The following is a 17664-nucleotide window of genomic DNA, read 5'->3' on the forward strand; positions in this document are numbered from 1 at the left end:
CTGGGTCCCGCCGGCACGGACAACATGAACGTGAACGTACACGTTGGAGTACAATGCGGCCGGTCCACCCTACCTGTCCATTGCTCATGTCGAAGGACTCACCCGCCCTGCTGACCGTGCGCGACGCAGCCGAACGCCTCGGCGTCACGCCACGTACGCTGAAGTACTACGAGGAACGCGGCCTCGTCTCGCCCACCCGTAGCGAAGGCCGCTACCGGCTGTACGACGAAGAGGATCTGAAGCGCTTCGGCCGCATCCTCCGTCTGCGCTCACTCGGCTTTTCGCTGCAGGGCATCACCGAAATGCTCAAGCGACCGCTTGAAGCGGTCGACGGCGGTCATCGCTTCTCGACCGAATCGCTGCAGCAGATTCGCGACGCCATCGCACAGCAGGTCGAAGCGCTCGACGCCCATATCGAAACCATGCGCCGCGAACTCAAGGAAGCGCAGAAGCAGCGCGCCGAACTGAGCCCCGACCTCGACTATCTCGAACGACGCCTCGCCGGCGAGAACGCCGACGCGCTGCTCGAGCAACGGCGCAACGCGCTGGGCAAAGCGGCCGGCGCATCGCCCGCCAGACGCATCAGGAAATCACGCACGTCGGCGCCGGACGAATCGTCATGAACACCCCGTCATACCGCGTCGCGCTGTTCAGCGTCGAAAAGCTGCGCGGCGATTTTTTCCCATGGGTGCTGGCGGTCGTGACCGGCCTCGACTATTTCGACAACACGATCTTCTCGTTTTTCACCAGCTATATCGCCGGCGGCATCAACGCGTCGCCTGACGAACTGGTGTGGGCCTCGAGCGCCTATGCGGTCGCCGCGGTGCTCGGCATCCTTCAGCAGCAATGGTGGGTCGAGCGCGTCGGCTACCGGCGCTACGTGGCCGGCTGCATGCTGCTCTATTGCGCCGGCGCGGTGGCCGCAGCACTCTGCGAATCGTCGATCGAACTCGCGTTGGCGCGTGGCTTTCAAGGGTACTTCATCGGCCCGATGATGGGCACCTGCCGCATCCTGATCCAGATGAGTTTCACGCCACAGCAGCGGCCGGCGGCCACGCGCGCGTTTCTTTTGCTGATCGTGTTGAGCAGCGCGCTCGCGCCGTTGATCGGCAGCCAACTGGTCGCGCATTTCGACTGGCGCGCGTTATTCGCGTGCACGGCGCCCGTGGGTGTGCTGTTCGCGATGCTGGCCCTGCTCGCGTTGCCCGACTCGGGCAACCGCCTGCCCGAAGAGCGCGGGTCGGCGCATTTCTGGCCATATCTGATTTTCGCGTTCGCCCAAGGCGCGCTGCAGATCGTGATGCAACAGGTGCGCTTCCAGTTGTTCAGCGCATCGCCGGGGTTGATCCTGCTGACGGTCGCCGGCCTTGTCGCGCTGGGCTGGTTCATCTATCAGCAGTGGCATCATCCCGCGCCGCTGATGCGCCTGCATGCGCTGCGCGAAAAGGTCTTCCAGGTCGGGCTCGTGCTGTACGTGTTCTACTACTACATCTCAACGGTATTCAGCTATCTGATCTCGCGCTTTCTCGAAAGCGGCCTCGGCTTTCCCGTCGAGAACACCGGGCGGCTGGTCGGCACGACGTCGCTGATTTCCGCGAGCGCGCTGTTCGTCTATCTGCGTTATGCGAAGCTGCTCCCGCGCAAGAAGTGGATCATCGTGCCGGGCTTCGCGGTGGCCGCATTCGCCGCCGCGTGGATGACGCGCATGTCGCCCGGTGTCGGCGAAGCGGCGCTGCTCGTGCCGCTGCTGCTGCGCGGACTGTTGCTGCTGTTCATCGTGTTGCCGGTCGCCAATCTGACCTTCAGAATATTTGCGATCGAAGAATTCACGCATGGCTACCGGCTGAAGAACATCGTGCGGCAGTTGACGATCTCGTTCGCCACGGCCTCGGTGATCATCGTCGAACAGCATCGGCAGGCGCTGCATCAAACTCGCCTCGTGGAGTTCGTGAATCCGTACAATCCAGTGTTCCGGAACTCGCTCACCGCGCTGACGAATAGCCTCGCCGCCGCGGGCCGCACCGCGTCCGACGCGCACTCGCTGGCGCTCGTCGAGATCAGCCGGTCGGTCGCGCAGCAGGCGAGCTTTCTGGCCTCGCTGGACGGCTTCTATTTTCTGATCGGCGTAGCGATATGCGGCGGCCTTTTCGCCGCGTGGCAAAAACAGATCGACTAAAGGTTGCATCAGGCCATGCTCTCGAAACTCACTCAATGGTTGGGCACTCGCCGCCGCGACCGCGCGCTGCGCGACTATGCGATCGACGACGCGCTGTGGCAAGCCACGCTCGACGGCCTGCCGTTTCTCGTGCACCTCGACGCCCCGGACCTCGCGCGTCTGCGCGAACTCACCAGCCTGTTCATCGCCCAAAAGGAATTCTCGACCGCGCACGAGCTGGAGCTGACCGACGCGATGACCGTGGCGATCGCCGCGCAGGCGTGTCTGCCGGTGCTGAACCTGAGCCTCGACCTGTATCGGGGCTGGGTCGGCGTGATCGTCTACCCGGGCGAATTCGTGATCCGCAAGACAGTCGAGGACGAAGACGGCGTCGTGCACGAGGTCGAACACGACGCGAGCGGCGAAGCGTGGGAAGGCGGCCCGGTGGTGCTCTCGTGGGAAGACGCGCAGATGACCGAGGGGCCGGACGCCTACAACGTCGTGATCCACGAATTCGCGCACAAGATCGACATGCTCAACGGCGAGGCGGACGGCCACCCGCCGCTCGTGCGCCGCTGGCACGCGCCGCTCGATTCGCAAGCCTGGGCCGACGTGTTCGACCCTGCGTACGACCACTTCTGCGCACGAGTCGACGCGGTACCGGAGCGTCGTTGGGCGCGTTTCGAACGCAATTCGCTGATCGATCCGTATGCCGCGGACCATCCGTCGGAATTCTTTGCGGTGTGCAGCGAGGCGCTATTCGCGCAGCCGCACGCGTTCGAGGCGGAGTATCCGGAGTTATACCGGCTGCTGGCGCGCTACTACCGGCAGGATCCGGCGCGCGTTGGCTTGAGCTTCGCGCCGGCCTGACGCAGACGCACGGGGGGGCGCCTGGAGCCGGGCACCCGCAGGCGAAGGCGCTGCGAGCCGAATTGCCGGCACCGCGCGGCCCCGGGCGCTCCGGCGCACCGCCCCCGCCCCGGACCGCCAGCGCCGCCGGTTAAGGCCAAGGCCAGCGAGCTGCCAAAAAGCTGGCGGAAAAGTCGTCAAGCGACTGATTTTCTGGCATAATCGCCCTTTTTCGACCATAGGCAAGTGGCTCGCGCCTAGATGCGTTCCGCGCTCATTGCGGCCCGCACGCGGGTTGGCTACCGCCAGATTAAAGGAAAGATCATGAAAGAAGGCATTCACCCGAATTACCGCGAAGTCCTGTTCGTCGATATGTCGAACGACTTCAAGTTCGTGACGCGCTCGACCATCCAGACGCGTGAAACCGCCGAATTCAACGGCAACACCTACCCGCTCGCCAAGATCGAAGTGTCGTCGGAATCGCATCCGTTCTACACCGGCCAACAAAAGATCATGGACACGGCAGGCCGCGTCGAGAAGTTCAATAAGAAGTTCGGCACGCGCGCTACCGGCAAGGCAGTAGCGAAGTAATACCCGCGTCGTGGTCGGCTTTGGCCGACAGCGAAGCAGCGAAAAAGGGCAGCGTGAGCTGCCCTTTTTTGTCGCCTCGGCCAATGCATCGGGCCGGCGCCCGGTTTGAATTCCAGAGCGAAGCTGCGTGGGTCGCTTCGTGCGTCAACAGCGCTGGCCTGAGCACGGATCAACCCTCCGGCACTTGCCTGCGGTGCCGTGTTACAGCATTCGCCACGACGTTGCAGGCCGTTACCGGCCGTGACGCGCATCGCACGGCACGACTACAATGCCGCATGCTTCAGAAGGGCCATGCCGGCCGGACCCGCCGTCCGGTCCTGGCCGCACCGCTTATCCAATTTCCACACACCGCATGAGACCTGTCGTTCGCCTCACTGCCTCTGCGACCAGCGCGCTGCCGCGCTGGCTGCTGCTAGCCATCTGTATCGTCTACGCGTCGTTCGGACTATTCGGCCGTGATCCGTGGAAGAACGAGGACGCAGCCGGCTTCGGTGTCATGTGGACGATGGCGAACGGCGGCGCACATGACTGGCTGCTGCCGAATCTGGTCGGCAAATACCTGACCGAGGACGGCCCGCTCGGCTACTGGCTCGGCGCCAGCGGGATCCGCGTGCTCTCGCCGTGGGTCGATGCGAGCAACGCCTCGCGCGTGTTCACCGGCCTGCTGTTCTGCGCGGGCTGCGCGTTCGTCTGGTATGCCGCCTACCTGCTCGGCCGGCGCGCCGAAGTGCAGCCGTTCAAATACGCGTTTGGCGGCGAGCCGGAACCCCGCGACTATGGCCGCACGCTCGCCGACGGCGCGCTACTGATCCTGCTCGCCTGCTTCGGGCTCGCCGAACGCGGCCACGAAACCACGCCGCAACTCGCGCAGTTCGTCTGTATCGCGATGCTCGTGTACGGCCTCGTGCGAATGATCGACAAGCCGATTCAAGGTGCGGCGATCTGGGGCCTCGCAATCGGCCTCGTCACATTGGCAAGCAGCCCAGTGCTGGTCGGCGCGCTGCTGCTCGGCACACTGGCGATGACCCTGATCGTGCGCGAAACGCGCTGCCGCTGGCTGCTGCTGGCCGGTTTGCCGATCGCGCTCGTGGTGGCGGTATCGTGGCCGATCGCGGCGCTTGCCGCCTTCCCGGACGACGCCGTCTGGTATCTCAATCAGTGGCTGCACGTCAGTCTGAGTTCGTTCGCCGGCCCCCCCGGCTCGGTCGCCGTGTATGCGCTGAAAAACCTGCCGCTCTTCACGTGGCCGGCGTGGCCGCTCGCGCTATGGTCGTGGTTCAGCTGGAAGGGCCTGCGGCGCGGGCCGCACGTGGCGATTCCGCTGTCGGTGATCGGACCGCTGCTGGTGCTGGTGATCCTGCAGAGCCACCAGTCGAACCGGCTCTACATGCTGTTGCTGCCGCCGCTCGCGGTATTGGCCACATTTGCGCTGCCCACGCTCAAACGCGGCGCGATCAACGCAATCGACTGGTTCGCGCTGCTGAGCTTCACGATCCTCGGCAGCTTCGTCTGGCTGGTGTACGTGGCCGGGCTGACCGGTTTCCCGCATCCGCTTGCGCGCAACCTCGCGCGTCTCGCGCCGGGCTTCGCGCCGCAGTTCAAGATTCTGTCGTTCGTGTGCGCGGTCGCCGTGACCTTGTGCTGGTTCATGCTGGTGCGCTGGCGTCTCGCGCGTCATCCGAAGGTCCTGTGGCGCAGCGTCGTACTCTCGAGCGCCGGCACGACGCTGATGTGGGTGCTGCTGATGACGCTGTGGCTGCCGGTCGTCAACTACAGCCGGACCTACAAGGACGTGGCGCAACAGATCGCGAGCCACCTGCCGGAGGACTACACCTGCATTTCGCCGGTGCGGCTCGGTAATGCGCAGATCGCGACCTTCGCCTATTTCGGCGACATGCATTTCTCGTTCGACCAGGACTGCGACGTGATCCTGCGCCAGGACTCGCAGGAATACGGCGACCCGAGTGCGCTGCCCGACTACATCTGGAAACTGGTGTGGGAAGGGCGCCGCGTGGCCGACCGCGACGAACGCTTCCGCCTGTACGTGCGGATCGACCGGCCGAAGCCGCCGGTCGTCAAACGCCGCAGCTGGCACAAGAAGCTCGACTGACCATGTTCGCCGACGTACGGAAAATCGCCGCGCTGGCATGGCCCGTATTGATCGGCCAACTGGCGATCATCGCGTTCGGCGTGATCGATACGGCGATGGTCGGCCGCTACTCGGCGATCGATCTGGCCGCGCTCGGTCTCGGCTCGTCGATCTATATCTCGGTCTACATCGGGCTGACCGGCATTCTGACCGCGTTGCAGCCGATCGCCGCGCAACTGTATGGCGCGCGCCGCTACGCCGAGATCGGCGAGGAAGTGCGTCAGTCTTTGTGGCTCGCGCTCGCGCTGACCGTCATCGGCTTCCTGATTCTGTTTTTCCCCGGGCCGGTGCTGCATCTGGCGCGCGTGCCCGACGCGCTGCATGAACGCACGCTCGCCTATCTGCGGATTCTGGCCTTCGGCCTGCCGGCGGGCCTCGCGTTTCGCGTCTACAGTTCGATCACCAATGCGGTCGGCCAGCCGCGGCTCGTGATGATCCTGCAGATCGGCGCGCTGCTGCTCAAGTTTCCGCTCAATACCTGGTTCATCTTCGGCGGGTTCGGCGTGCCGGCGCTCGGCGGGCCGGGCTGCGCGCTCGCCAGCACGGCGATCAACTGGGGCCTGGCGGTGCTCGGCATGGTGCTGCTCACGCGCGTCGACGTGTTCAAGCCGTTCGCGATCTTCGCGCACTTCTGCTGGCCGGTGTGGCGGCGTCAGACAGCGCAGTTGCGGCTGGGCATTCCGATGGGCCTGTCCTATCTGATCGAGGTCACGTCCTACACGTTCATGGCGCTCTTCATCGCGCGCTTCGGCACGACGACGCTCGCGGGTCATCAGATCGCCGGCAACATCGGCGCGGTGCTGTACATGACGCCGCTGTCGATCGGCATCGCTTCGTCGACGCTGGTCGCGCAGGCGCTCGGCGCACATCGGCCGGAAGCGGCGCGCACGCTGTCGCGTCACGGCATCATGATGGCGGTCGCGATCGCCTGCTGTTATGGCGCGATCGTGCTGGTGCTGCGACCGTACATCATCGAAGGCTATACGCCGAATGAGCAGGTCGTGGCCGCGGCGCTGCCGCTGGTGCTGATCGTCGTGTGCTACCACCTGTTCGATGCGTTGCAGATCACCACCGCGTTCGTACTGCGCGCGTACAAGGTGGCGGTCGTGCCGACCGTCATCTATGCGGTTGCCTTGTGGGGCGTGGGGCTGGGTGGCGGATATCTGCTCGGCTTCAACGTGAGCGGCGTCACGCCGGAATGGCTGACCGGCGCGCGGGGATTCTGGGTCGCGAATACCGCGAGTCTTGCGATTGCTGGTTTTGGTTTGCTGACGTACTGGCGGGTGGTGAGCAAGCGGTATTTGCGCGCGGAGGGGGTGGGCGTGGTGGATTCGGCGGCCTGAGAGGCCATCTGGCTGGCGGCTTGGCTTGCTGACCGGTGCTTTACGGTTTTACCGCCCACGCCCTGTGAATACGGCTACTAGAAACAGACGGTTAGTTGCTTTTTTAGCCCACAGGAAAGGCGGGCCGCCAGGCACCGCTCGCCCCGCCGCCCGTCATATCGGTTACTCCACTCCCACTGCCTCGGTGACTTCCCGCAGCCCCGCCACGCCCACCCGATCGTGGCGCTCGAAAACCTCACGCGCGGCGAACAGCGCATTGAGCGCCGCCGGGAAACCCGCGTAGAGGGCCATCTGCATGAACACCTCGACGATCTCCTCGCGTGTACACCCGACGTTCAACGCCGCCTCGATATGCACTTTAAGTTGCGGTTGCGCACATCCGAGCGTCGCAAGCGACGCAATCGTTGCAATTTCACGCGCCCGCAGATCGAGCTGCGGCCGGCTGTAAATATCGCCGAAACCAAACTCGATCAGCAGCCGCCCGAAATCCGGCGCGATCGGCGCGAGCGCGGCGATCACCTGCTCACCGGCCGAGCCGTCGATCTCCTTCAGCTTGTCCCAGCCCCGGGTGTAGCGGTCGTTTTGTGCGTAGTCCATGGTGCGTCCTTGTCCGAATGTGAAAGCGATGCGGTTGCATCGCCCCGTCGTGTCGGCTCATCCGCGCCGCCGTTGCGCGCAGCTGCCTCGTAGTACGCGATCTTGTCGACGATCGCGCCCAGGTTGCTCTGCAGTTCGGCTATCCGCCCCAAAACCGCATCCCGGTGCGCCACCAACTGGTCGCGGCGCGCGCCCATCGTCGGCTGGCCTCGTGCGCGCAGCGCCGCGAATGCCTGCATGCCGGCGATCGGCATGCCGGTCGCCTTCAGACGCATCACGAAGCGCAGCCAGTCGAGATCGGCCGGCGAATACAGGCGATGCCCCGCCTGCGTGCGCCCGACCTCGCGGATCAGCCCGGCCTGTTCGTAATAGCGCAGCGTATGCGTCGAGACACCGATCGTTTCGGCGACCTGACCGATGGTGAGTGCGGTTGAGATTTTCGACATGACGGACTCAGGTTAGGACTTCGAGTGCACTCTAAGTCAAGCGCTCGCCGCTGTCATTTGTCTGCGGTGTGATTTTTTATGGCGGACGGCATTGAATGGATAAATTCGCAACAGCCTAATGGCCAAGCAAAAGGTTTAAATATTGTGCGGCCTGATTTACTTGTCACGAACCGATCGGTATAAATCGGCGGCATTCACAAATGAGGGCGCGCGATTTGTTCTATGCTTAAACGCAGCGCCTGCTGACAGGATGCGTCGTCCGTTCCCGGCTATTTCGTTTGCCTTCAATGGAGTGCTTGCCATGCTGAAGAAGCTTTTAATGCTTTGCGTTGCTGTGGTTTTGTCGCTGTCGGCCGGATTGGCGGCGGCCGTCGAAGTGAATTCCGCCGATCAGGCGGCGCTCGAATCGGTCAAGGGCATCGGCCCCGTTCACGCCAAGGCGATCATCGACGAACGCACCAAAAATGGCCCGTTCAAGGACGCCGACGATCTCGCCAACCGCGTCAAGGGCATTGGCGCCAAATCCGTCACCAACCTCGAAGCGGCCGGCCTGACGATCAACGGCTCGGGCGCGCCGCCGACCGGCGCCAAACCCGCGACGAAGTCGACCAGCAGCACCAAGGCGGCACCGGCAGCAGCACCCGTAGCGACCACCCCGGCACCGGCCACGACCGCAGCCCCGGCGCCGGCCGCTCCCGCGGAAGCGTCGGGCGCGAAGGCATCGAAGTCGAAGAAGAAGAGCAAGGCCGCGGCATCCGAAGCAGCAGCAGCTTCCGCACCGGCCGCCGCACCTGCGGCCACCGCGCCGGCCGACGCGTCCGGCACCAAGGCCTCGAAGAAGAAGGCAAAGAAGAGCAAGGCCGCCTCGGCCGCGGCGGCCTCTGGCGCGTAACGTAACGACGCGCAAAGAGGTGGGCGCCGGCATCGCGAGGATTCCCCGGTACGCGCATGACCCGCATGATCCCTGTGGCATGCGCGCACCGAAACCGTCCCGCTGTCGACCGTCCATTTTTTCCACTGCGCCGCGCAACCGCGCGGCGTTTTCACCCGCTGACCCGTCACGCACGTGTCGGCATTCAAGAGAGACCGTCATGAGCCTACTCGACACTATCGGTTCCCTGCTTGGCAAATCCCCCGAAGGCGGCGGTGGCCAGCAAGCGCTGATCGCAGCCGCACTCGAATTCGTCAATAACCAGCCGGGCGGCCTGAATGGGCTGATCGAACGCTTCAAGGAAAAAGGTCTCGGCGACGTCGTGTCGTCGTGGGTCAGCAACGGCGAAAATCAGCCGATCGCCCCCGAGGCGCTGCACAGCGTGCTCGGCTCGGACGCCGTGACCAACCTCGCGGCGAAAGCCGGCGTGGCACCGGATCAGGTCTCGGGCCTGCTCTCGCAAATCCTGCCGCACGTCGTCAACGCGGCAACACCCGAAGGCGAAGTGCCGGCCGAGGGCAAGCTCAATGCGACCACGGTGCTCGGCGCGCTCGGCGGGCTGTCGGCGCTGTTCGGCAACAAGAACGCATAAAAGCACGCCTGCGCAGGCGGGCAGCCTTGCCTGAGCGGCTCGTCGATCAGACAAAAAAAAGCGGCAACGAAGTGACCTTCGTTGCCGCTTTTGCATACTGGCGGTGCGGCTCGACCACCGCCGCACCCGCGCTTCACCGCTTAATGCACGACGCGCTCGAACACCAGTTTGCCGTCTTCCAGTTCGACCGGAATCACATCCTTCGGACCAAACTTGCCAGCCAGAATCAGCTTGGCAACCGGGTTCTCGATCTCCTGCTGGATCGCACGCTTTAACGGCCGCGCGCCGAACAACGGATCGTAGCCAACCTTGCCGACGTGTTCGAGCGCCTCGTCGGACACCACGAGCTGCATGTCGAGTTTGGCAAGCCGCTCATGCAGACGCTGGAGCTGGATACGCGCGATCGACTGGATGTTCGAGCGGTCGAGCGCATGGAACACCACGACGTCGTCGATCCGGTTCAGGAACTCGGGCCGGAAGTGCAGCTTCACCTCTTCCCACACGGCGTCCTTGACCGCTTCCTGCGGCTCGCCGACCATCGCCTGGATCACCTGCGAACCGAGGTTCGAGGTCATCACGATCACCGTGTTCTTGAAGTCCACGGTACGGCCCTGGCCATCGGTCATGCGGCCGTCGTCGAGCACTTGCAGCAGCACATTGAACACGTCCGGATGCGCCTTCTCGATTTCGTCGAGCAGGATCACGCTATACGGCTTGCGGCGCACGGCTTCGGTCAGATAACCGCCTTCTTCGTAACCGACGTAGCCCGGCGGCGCGCCGATCAAGCGCGCGACGCTGTGCTTCTCCATGAATTCGCTCATGTCGATACGGATCAGATGATCTTCCGAATCGAACAGGAACGAAGCCAGCGCCTTGCACAGTTCCGTCTTGCCCACACCGGTCGGCCCGAGGAACAGGAACGAACCATACGGACGGTTCGGGTCTGACAGACCCGCACGCGAGCGGCGGATCGCATCGGCCACCGCATTGATCGCCTCGTCCTGGCCGACCACGCGGGCGTGCAGTTTTTCCTCGATCTGCAGCAGCTTTTCGCGCTCGCCCTGCATCATGCGCGAGACCGGAATGCCGGTGGAACGCGACACGACTTCCGCGATTTCTTCCGCACCGACCTGCGTGCGCAACAGCCGCCGACGCTGCGGGCTGTTCTGCTCTTCCGCCTCGGCCCGCGTCACTTCCTTCAGTTGCGCTTCGAGCCCCGGCAGCTTGCCGTACTGCAACTCGGCGACTTTCTCGAGCTTGCCTTCGCGCTGCAGACGCGTGATTTCCGCACGCGTTTTCTCGATCTCTTCCTTCAGTTGCGCACTGCCCTGCACCGCGGCTTTTTCCGCGGTCCAGATTTCGTCGAGGTCCGAGTATTCCCGATTCAAACGCTCGATTTCTTCTTCGATCAATTGCAGACGTTTTTGCGACGCTTCGTCCTTTTCCTTCTTCACGGCTTCGCGTTCGATCTTCAACTGGATCAAACGACGGTCGAGCCGGTCCATCTCTTCCGGCTTGGAATCGATTTCCATCTTGATCTTCGACGCGGCTTCGTCGATCAGATCGATCGCCTTGTCCGGCAGGAAACGATCCGTGATGTAGCGATGCGACAGTTCCGCTGCCGCGACGATCGCCGGATCGGTGATGTCGACGCCATGATGCAGTTCGTACTTCTCCTGCAAGCCACGCAGGATCGCGATGGTCGCCTCCACCGACGGCTCATCGACCAGCACCTTCTGGAAGCGGCGTTCGAGCGCGGCATCTTTCTCGATGTACTTGCGGTATTCGTCGAGCGTGGTGGCGCCGACGCAATGCAGTTCGCCGCGCGAGAGCGCCGGCTTGAGCATGTTGCCCGCGTCCATTGCGCCTTCGGCCTTGCCCGCGCCGACCATCGTGTGAATTTCGTCGATGAAGACGATGGTCTGGCCTTCGTCTTTCGCGATGTCGCTGAGCACGGCCTTCAGCCGCTCTTCGAACTCGCCGCGATACTTCGCGCCGGCCAGCAACGCAGCCATGTCGAGCGACAGCACGCGCTTGCCCTTGAGCGTCTCCGGCACTTCGCCGTTGACGATGCGCTGCGCGAGCCCTTCGACGATCGCGGTCTTACCCACGCCCGGTTCGCCGATCAGCACCGGATTGTTCTTGGTACGGCGTTGCAGGATCTGGATCGAGCGACGGATTTCGTCGTCGCGGCCGATCACCGGGTCGAGCTTGCCGGCCCGCGCGCGCTCGGTCAGGTCGATCGTGTATTTCTTCAGCGCTTCACGCTGGCTTTCGGCGTCCTGGCTGTGCACCTGCGAGCCGCCGCGCACCGCCGCGATCGCGCTTTCCAGCGACTTGCGCGACAGGCCATGCTGACGCGCGAGGCGGCCTGCTTCACCTTTGTCGTCCGCGATCGCGAGCAGGAACATCTCGCTCGCGATGAACGTGTCGTTGAGCTTCTGCGCTTCCTTGTCCGCCTGATTCAACAAGCCGGTCAGTTCGCGGCCGATCTGCACGTTGCCGTCCGTGCCCTGCACCTGCGGCAGACGTGTCATCGCATCGCCGAGCGCCGTTTGCAGCGCCTGCACGTGCACGCCGGCACGCGAGAGCAGCGAGCGCGCCGAGCCATCCTGCTGGGCGACGAGCGCCGAGAGCACATGAACCGGTTCGATGTATTGATTGTCATGGCCGACGGCCAGACTCTGCGCATCCGCGAGCGCTTCCTGGAATTTAGTGGTGAGTTTGTCGATTCTCATCAAGAGACCTCCAATTTCGATTACCACCAAAATGAGGCGTTTTATTCAGGTTTCAAGCACTTTTTCGCGTCCAGCGGCAACTATTTAACATTTGAGCGAAACAACTGTCCGCGCCCCGTTTGCGGCCGCCTACGCACCGCCGTCGGCCGGCGCTGACGCCGGCATCGGCGCCGGCGCGACCGGTAAGATCGGGATCGCACCGTTCATGCCGAGCAGCGCGGCCAGTGCGCCTTGCGGCTGCGTGACTTCGCCGATCGTATGCCGGTCGAGCTCGGCGAGAAAGGCATCGCGCGCCGCCTGAAGCGCCGCGCGCAGACGGCATTGCGGCGAGATCACGCAGGGCCGGTGCTCGCCGCGATGGTCGGGCATGCAGGCGACCAGCGCGAAGTCGCTTTCCGTCGCGCGCACCACCTCGCCGACAGTCAAATCACGGATATGTTCGACAAACCGCAGACCGCCGTTGCGCCCCCGCACGGTCTCGACCCAGCCGCGTTCCGCGAGTTGCTGCACGACCTTCATCAGATGGTTGCGGGATATCCCGTAGGCTTGCGAAATATCCTGAATCGTCGACAACGCGTCCCCCCGGACCGCGAGGTACAGCAGGACGCGTAGTGAGTAATCCGTATAATCGGTCAGTCGCATAGGGCAGGTATCACGAAGGGCGCAAGCCGCGATCCTAAAGATAACCGCGTCGATGCAAGGGTTGCCGGGGGCCGCCGCTTCACCCTAAGATGCCGGCAATAAGCATGTTTGGTGATTTTGCCTCGACAGGCGGCGTTGATGTGCCGGTCGTAATGGTAACGTTTCCCGCCTCGGTCATTCGTAAGAAAAGCAGGGTATTCGCCGCCCTCTTCCTTTCTTCGCAAACGGTTTCACGCCACGCCCGGTCGCCCGTGGCGCCGTGTGACGCGCCGCCATCTGCAGCCGCCTTTTTCTGGAATCAGCATGAATCCGTCTTTTCCCGCCGCGCCCGCGGTCGAGCGCGCCGCCGAGCCGACCGAAGCGAACATCCGCGAACTCGTGTACGGCTTTTACGATCGCGTGCGCGCCGATCCGCTGCTCGGTCCCGTGTTCGACGCCACGCTGGCGGGCCGTTGGGACGACCATCTGCCGAAGATGTGTACGTTCTGGGGCAGTCTCGTGCTGGGTGCAAAGCAGTACCGCGGCAACGTGCAGCAGGCGCATCAGCCGCTTGACGGGGTCGAACCGCAGCACTTCAGCCGCTGGCTGTATCTGTTTCTGGATACGGTCGAGTCCCGCTATCAGCCGGCTGCGGCAGTGCGCTTCATGGAACCGGCGCTGCGTATCGCGCAGAGCCTGCAGTTGAGCCGCTTCGGGTGGGATTACAAGATTCCGGCGGAACAGCAGGCGCTGCTCGAACGCGTGGCGCCGAAGCGTCGTCCGCATGACGACGACGCCCATGCCGCACGTCCGGCGGGCGAGCCGTTTCCGACGCGGATTATCGGGCAACCGCGCGACGAATGAATGACGAGGTTCGGGGCGTCGTGTGTGTTGCACATTGAGCGTGTGCTGGGACCGTGGCTCACCCAGCCCATCCGTGCTCCGGCGCGCGGCTACTCCCGCGATTGATTCCCTGAGTCGATGCCCCACCGCGCCAGCGCGGCGTCGTCGGTGACGCGAGCGTCTACCCAGCGCTCGCCACTCCCGGTCCTCTCTTTCTTCCAGAACGGCGCCTGGGTCTTCAGATAATCCATCACGAATTCACACGACGCGAACGCGTCGCCGCGATGCGCGGCCGTCGTCGCCACCAGCACGATCTGGTCGAGCGGATACAGCTTGCCGACCCGATGCACGATCAGCACCTCGATGCCCGGCCAGCGCTCACGCGCATTCACGACGATCGCCTCCAGCGACTTCTCCGTCATGCCGGGGTAATGTTCGAGCTCCATGGTCTCGACCGTGCTGCCGTCGTTCAGATCACGTACGGTGCCGACGAAACACGCAACCGCGCCGACCTTCGGATTGCGCGCGCGCAATGCGGCCACCTCGGCGCTGAGGTCGAAGTCTTCAGTCTGGACGCGAACGGGCATCGGCGGCTCCTGGGCGGGTTGAGGACAGGTGAGCGGCGTCTCGCCTAGCCGCCGGTAACGGGCGGGAAGAAAGCGACTTCGCAGCCGTCGGTGATGCGGGTGCCGGCGCCCGTCATCACGTGGTTGCAGGCCATGCGCAGCGCGCGGCCTTCGGCGAGCGTCTCGGCCCAGATGCCGCCGCGCACGCGCAGCCAGGCGCGCACGTCGCCGACGGTCGCGATGCCGTCGGGCAGATCGACGGTTTCGTCGGCCAGGTTGAGCGCTTCGCGCACGCTCGCAAAATAGCGGAGTTCAATTTTCATCGGGATGTCACCGGTCTGCGATGCATGGCCGGCCTCAGTTCAGCAATTCCGAAAATGGAATGAAGCGCACGCTCTCGCCGGCGCTGATCGCGTGATTTGGCGGATTGTCGATCAGGCCGTCGCCCCAGACCGTCGAAGTCAGCACGGCCGAGCTCTGATTCGGAAACAGATCGAGGCCACCGGTTTCGTTGATCCGCGCACGCAGGAATTCGTTGCGGCGGTCGGCCTTGCTCTGCGTGAAGTCCGCGCGCAGCGACAGCGCACGCGGCGCCACGGTTCGCACACCGGCAAGGCTTAGCACGAACGGACGCACGAACAGCAGGAAGGTGGCGAAGCTGGACACCGGATTGCCCGGCAGGCCGATGAAGAAGGTTTCGGCCGATGCCGATGCCCCCGCACTCGCGCGCGATGCGGCACGGCGCACCGCGCCGAAGGCGAGCGGCTTGCCCGGCTTCATTGCGATCTGCCACATCGACAGACGCCCTTCCGCCTCCACAGCCGGCTTCACATGATCTTCCTCGCCCACCGAGACGCCGCCGCACGTCAGGATCAGATCGTGAGCCTCGGCGGCCTCGCGCAGCGTCGCGCGGGTCGCGTCGAGCTTGTCGGCGACGATGCCATAGTCGGTTATCTCGCAGCCGAGCTTCTCCAGCAGACCGCGCAGGGTGAAGCGATTCGAGTTGTAGATCGCACCGGGCTCGAGCGGCTCGCCCGGCATGGTCAGCTCATCGCCGGTGAAAAACACGGCGACCTTGACGCGCCGCCGCACCTCGAGCTGCGCGCAGCCGACCGACGCCGCCAGCCCCAGCGCCTGCGGCGAGAGCCGCGTGCCGGCCGGCAGAATGACCGAGCCCCTGCGGATGTCCGCGCCCTGCGCCGTGATCCATTCGCCGGCTTGCGGGGTGTGGAGAATTGTGACCTGATCGCCGGCGGCTTCGGTTTGCTCCTGCATCACGACCGCGTCCGCGCCGGGCGGCACCGTCGCGCCGGTGAAGATGCGCGCCGCGGTGCCGGGCTGCAACGGCGTGGGCGCGTGGCCCGCGGGAATGCGTTGCGACACCGGCAGGCGGCTCACGCCCTCGCGTGCGAGGTCCGCGGTACGGATCGCGTAGCCGTCCATCGCGCTGGTGTTCATCGGTGGCACGTCGAGCGGCGACATGACGTCGGCCGACAGCACGCGGTTCAGCGCCTCGAGCGTGGGAATGGATTCAGTGCCGTCGATCGGGCGCGCGGCGCCAAGCAGGGTCGCCAACGCGTCGGCGGTGGCGAGCATGGCAGCGCGGGGCGTTGGTGTGGACATCTCTGGTGTCGAAGCCGCAGATTAAAAGAACATTGTAGCGGTCGATGCCGTCGGCTTGGGCGGCCGGGCGTGAGGCGCGGGTTCGGCTTGGTGTGATGCGGGGCTGTGCGGTGCGGCGTGTGCGCTGCGCGAGCCCCCCGGACGCACGCAGCGCGACAACCACCCGGGTTACTCGCCCGTGTTCGCCACGACGAAGTTCTTCACGCGCTGCACATCGGCCGGCAGCACTTCGAAGCGCTGCGGCAACGATTCCAGCCCCGAGAACGCAGCCGGCCGCTCCGGTTCGCGCAACAGCGCTTCACGGATCGTCTCGCCGAACTTGATCGGTTGCGCGGTCTCCAGCACGATCATCGGAATGCCCGGCTGCAGATGCTCGCGCGCCACTTTCAGACCGTCGGCCGTATGCGTGTCGATCATCGTGTCGTAACGCTCGAACACGTCGCGGATCGTCTCCACGCGGGAATCGTGGCTGCTGCGGCCCGACACGAAACCGAATTCCTTCACGCGCACGAAATCGCCGCTCGCCGCGAGGTCGAATCCACCCTTCTCCTCGACGTCGCGGAACAGCTGCAGCACGCGAGCCGGATCGCGGCCCAGCAGATCGAACACGAAGCGCTCGAAGTTCGACGCCTTCGAAATGTCCATGCTCGGGCTGCTCGTGTGATACGTCTCGGCCGCCTTGCGCACGCGATAGATGCCGGTGCGGAAGAACTCGTCGAGCACGTCGTTTTCGTTGGTTGCGACAACCAGCTTCTCGATCGGCAGACCCATCATCCGCGCGATGTGACCCGCGCACACATTGCCGAAATTGCCCGACGGCACCGTGAACGACACGCGCTCGTCGTTCGACGTCGTCGCCGCGAAGTAGCCCTTGAAGTAATAGACGACCTGCGCGACGACACGCGCCCAGTTGATCGAATTGACCGTGCCGATCTTGTACTTCGCCTTGAACTCGTGATCGTTCGACACCGCCTTGACGATGTCCTGCGCGTCGTCGAACACGCCTTCAACGGCGATATTGAAGATGTTCGGGTCTTGCAGGCTGTACATCTGCGCGGTCTGGAACGCGCTCATCTTCTTGTGCGGCGACAGCATGAACACGCGAATGCCCTTCTTGCCGCGCATCGCGTATTCGGCGGCGCTGCCGGTGTCGCCCGAGGTCGCGCCGAGAATGTTCAGCGTCTCGCCGTGCTTGGCCAGCGCGTACTCGAACAGGTTGCCGATCAGCTGCATCGCCATGTCCTTGAACGCGAGCGTCGGACCGTTCGACAGTTCCAGCAGCGACAGCGGCGCTCCGTTCTCGACGCCCAGTGTTTTGAGCGGCGTGATCTGCGCGGCGCTCTCGTCGTCGCGCACGTTGCAGTATGTCGCGGCCGTGTAGGTCTTGCGCGTGAGCGCGCGCAGATCTTCGGCGGGAATGTCGTCGCTGAATTTCGACAGGATCTCGAAGGCGAGGTCCGCGTAAGGCAGCGTGCGCCAGCGCGTCAGTTCGTCGGCGCTGACGCGCGGGTATTCGGCCGGCAGGTACAAGCCGCCGTCTTTCGCGAGACCGCCCAGCAGGATGTCCGAAAAGGTGTGGCGCTCGCCGGCTCCGGCGCCGCGCGTGGAGAGGTAGTTCAT

17 protein-coding genes are annotated in these 17664 nt (G+C 64.4%); 9 read left to right on the forward strand and 8 right to left on the reverse strand.

Annotated elements, in window-relative coordinates:
- Positions 1-86: 86 nt before the first annotated feature.
- The 6 genes from B0G69_RS15705 (at position 87) to B0G69_RS15730 (ending at position 7087) form a co-directional block, all read left to right on the forward strand.
- Positions 87-623: a MerR family transcriptional regulator gene (locus B0G69_RS15705; protein ID WP_121318379.1), complete on the forward strand. Its 537-nt coding sequence runs from the start codon at positions 87-89 to the stop codon at positions 621-623.
- Complete coding sequence (locus tag B0G69_RS15710) at positions 620-2176, forward strand: MFS transporter (RefSeq protein ID WP_121318381.1); 1557 nt, start codon at positions 620-622, stop codon at positions 2174-2176. Before B0G69_RS15705 ends, B0G69_RS15710 begins: the two co-directional genes overlap by 4 nt.
- A 15-nt stretch (positions 2177-2191) precedes the next feature.
- A complete protein-coding gene (locus B0G69_RS15715; protein ID WP_121318383.1) occupies positions 2192-3025 on the forward strand; it encodes a M90 family metallopeptidase in 834 nt (277 codons plus the stop codon).
- Positions 3026-3328: 303 nt separating this feature from the next.
- On the forward strand, positions 3329-3595 hold the full coding sequence (locus tag B0G69_RS15720) for a type B 50S ribosomal protein L31 (RefSeq protein ID WP_121319461.1): 267 nt from the start codon (positions 3329-3331) through the stop codon (positions 3593-3595).
- A 352-nt stretch (positions 3596-3947) separates the two neighbouring features.
- On the forward strand, positions 3948-5705 hold the full coding sequence (locus B0G69_RS15725; protein ID WP_121318385.1) for a glycosyltransferase family 39 protein: 1758 nt from the start codon (positions 3948-3950) through the stop codon (positions 5703-5705).
- Between the two features lie 2 nt (positions 5706-5707).
- Positions 5708-7087 carry an MATE family efflux transporter gene (locus tag B0G69_RS15730; protein ID WP_121318387.1) on the forward strand — a complete coding sequence of 460 codons (1380 nt, stop codon included), beginning with the start codon at positions 5708-5710 and terminating at the stop codon, positions 7085-7087.
- A 162-nt stretch (positions 7088-7249) separates the two neighbouring features.
- Here B0G69_RS15730 and B0G69_RS15735 read toward each other — a convergent pair whose 3' ends face one another.
- Positions 7250-7684 carry a carboxymuconolactone decarboxylase family protein gene (locus B0G69_RS15735; protein ID WP_121318389.1) on the reverse strand — a complete coding sequence of 145 codons (435 nt, stop codon included), beginning with the start codon at positions 7682-7684 and terminating at the stop codon, positions 7250-7252.
- On the reverse strand, positions 7636-8130 hold the full coding sequence (locus B0G69_RS15740) for a MerR family transcriptional regulator (protein ID WP_199731223.1): 495 nt from the start codon (positions 8128-8130) through the stop codon (positions 7636-7638). Before B0G69_RS15740 ends, B0G69_RS15735 begins: the two co-directional genes overlap by 49 nt.
- Positions 8131-8431: 301 nt before the next feature.
- On the opposite strand from B0G69_RS15740, the gene B0G69_RS15745 reads away from it, so the two are divergent.
- Both B0G69_RS15745 and B0G69_RS15750 read left to right on the forward strand, forming a co-directional pair.
- On the forward strand, positions 8432-9022 hold the full coding sequence (locus tag B0G69_RS15745) for a helix-hairpin-helix domain-containing protein (RefSeq protein ID WP_121318391.1): 591 nt from the start codon (positions 8432-8434) through the stop codon (positions 9020-9022).
- A 199-nt stretch (positions 9023-9221) separates the two neighbouring features.
- The gene (locus tag B0G69_RS15750) at positions 9222-9653 is read left to right on the forward strand and encodes a YidB family protein (protein ID WP_121318393.1); all 432 of its coding nucleotides are present in this window, start codon (positions 9222-9224) and stop codon (positions 9651-9653) included.
- A 140-nt stretch (positions 9654-9793) separates the two neighbouring features.
- On the opposite strand, the gene clpB is transcribed toward B0G69_RS15750, so the two are convergent.
- Both clpB and B0G69_RS15760 read right to left on the reverse strand, forming a co-directional pair.
- On the reverse strand, positions 9794-12391 hold the full coding sequence (gene clpB / locus B0G69_RS15755) for an ATP-dependent chaperone ClpB (RefSeq protein WP_121318395.1): 2598 nt from the start codon (positions 12389-12391) through the stop codon (positions 9794-9796).
- Positions 12392-12520: 129 nt separating this feature from the next.
- Complete coding sequence (locus tag B0G69_RS15760; protein ID WP_121318397.1) at positions 12521-13033, reverse strand: Rrf2 family transcriptional regulator; 513 nt, start codon at positions 13031-13033, stop codon at positions 12521-12523.
- 303 nt (positions 13034-13336) lie between these two features.
- Here B0G69_RS15760 and B0G69_RS15765 point away from each other — a divergent pair, with 303 nt between their 5' ends.
- Positions 13337-13876, forward strand: coding sequence for a group III truncated hemoglobin (locus tag B0G69_RS15765; RefSeq protein WP_121318399.1), 540 nt, complete (start codon positions 13337-13339; stop codon positions 13874-13876).
- A gap of 89 nt (positions 13877-13965) precedes the next feature.
- Here B0G69_RS15765 and moaE read toward each other — a convergent pair whose 3' ends face one another.
- From moaE to thrC, 4 genes are all read right to left on the reverse strand, one after another.
- Positions 13966-14442, reverse strand: coding sequence for a molybdopterin synthase catalytic subunit MoaE (gene moaE, locus B0G69_RS15770; RefSeq protein ID WP_121318401.1), 477 nt, complete (start codon positions 14440-14442; stop codon positions 13966-13968).
- A gap of 44 nt (positions 14443-14486) precedes the next feature.
- Positions 14487-14744, reverse strand: a complete 258-nt coding sequence (moaD, locus tag B0G69_RS15775) for a molybdopterin converting factor subunit 1 (RefSeq protein WP_121318403.1) — start codon at positions 14742-14744, stop codon at positions 14487-14489.
- A gap of 34 nt (positions 14745-14778) precedes the next feature.
- Positions 14779-16017, reverse strand: coding sequence for a gephyrin-like molybdotransferase Glp (gene glp, locus B0G69_RS15780; protein ID WP_121318405.1), 1239 nt, complete (start codon positions 16015-16017; stop codon positions 14779-14781).
- A 195-nt stretch (positions 16018-16212) separates the two neighbouring features.
- Positions 16213-17664: a threonine synthase gene (gene thrC / locus B0G69_RS15785; protein WP_121318407.1), complete on the reverse strand. Its 1452-nt coding sequence runs from the start codon at positions 17662-17664 to the stop codon at positions 16213-16215.

Origin of the sequence: Paraburkholderia sp. RAU2J, from assembly GCF_003634845.1 — a bacterium.
In the GTDB taxonomy this organism is placed as follows: Bacteria; Pseudomonadota; Gammaproteobacteria; order Burkholderiales; family Burkholderiaceae; genus Paraburkholderia; species Paraburkholderia fynbosensis.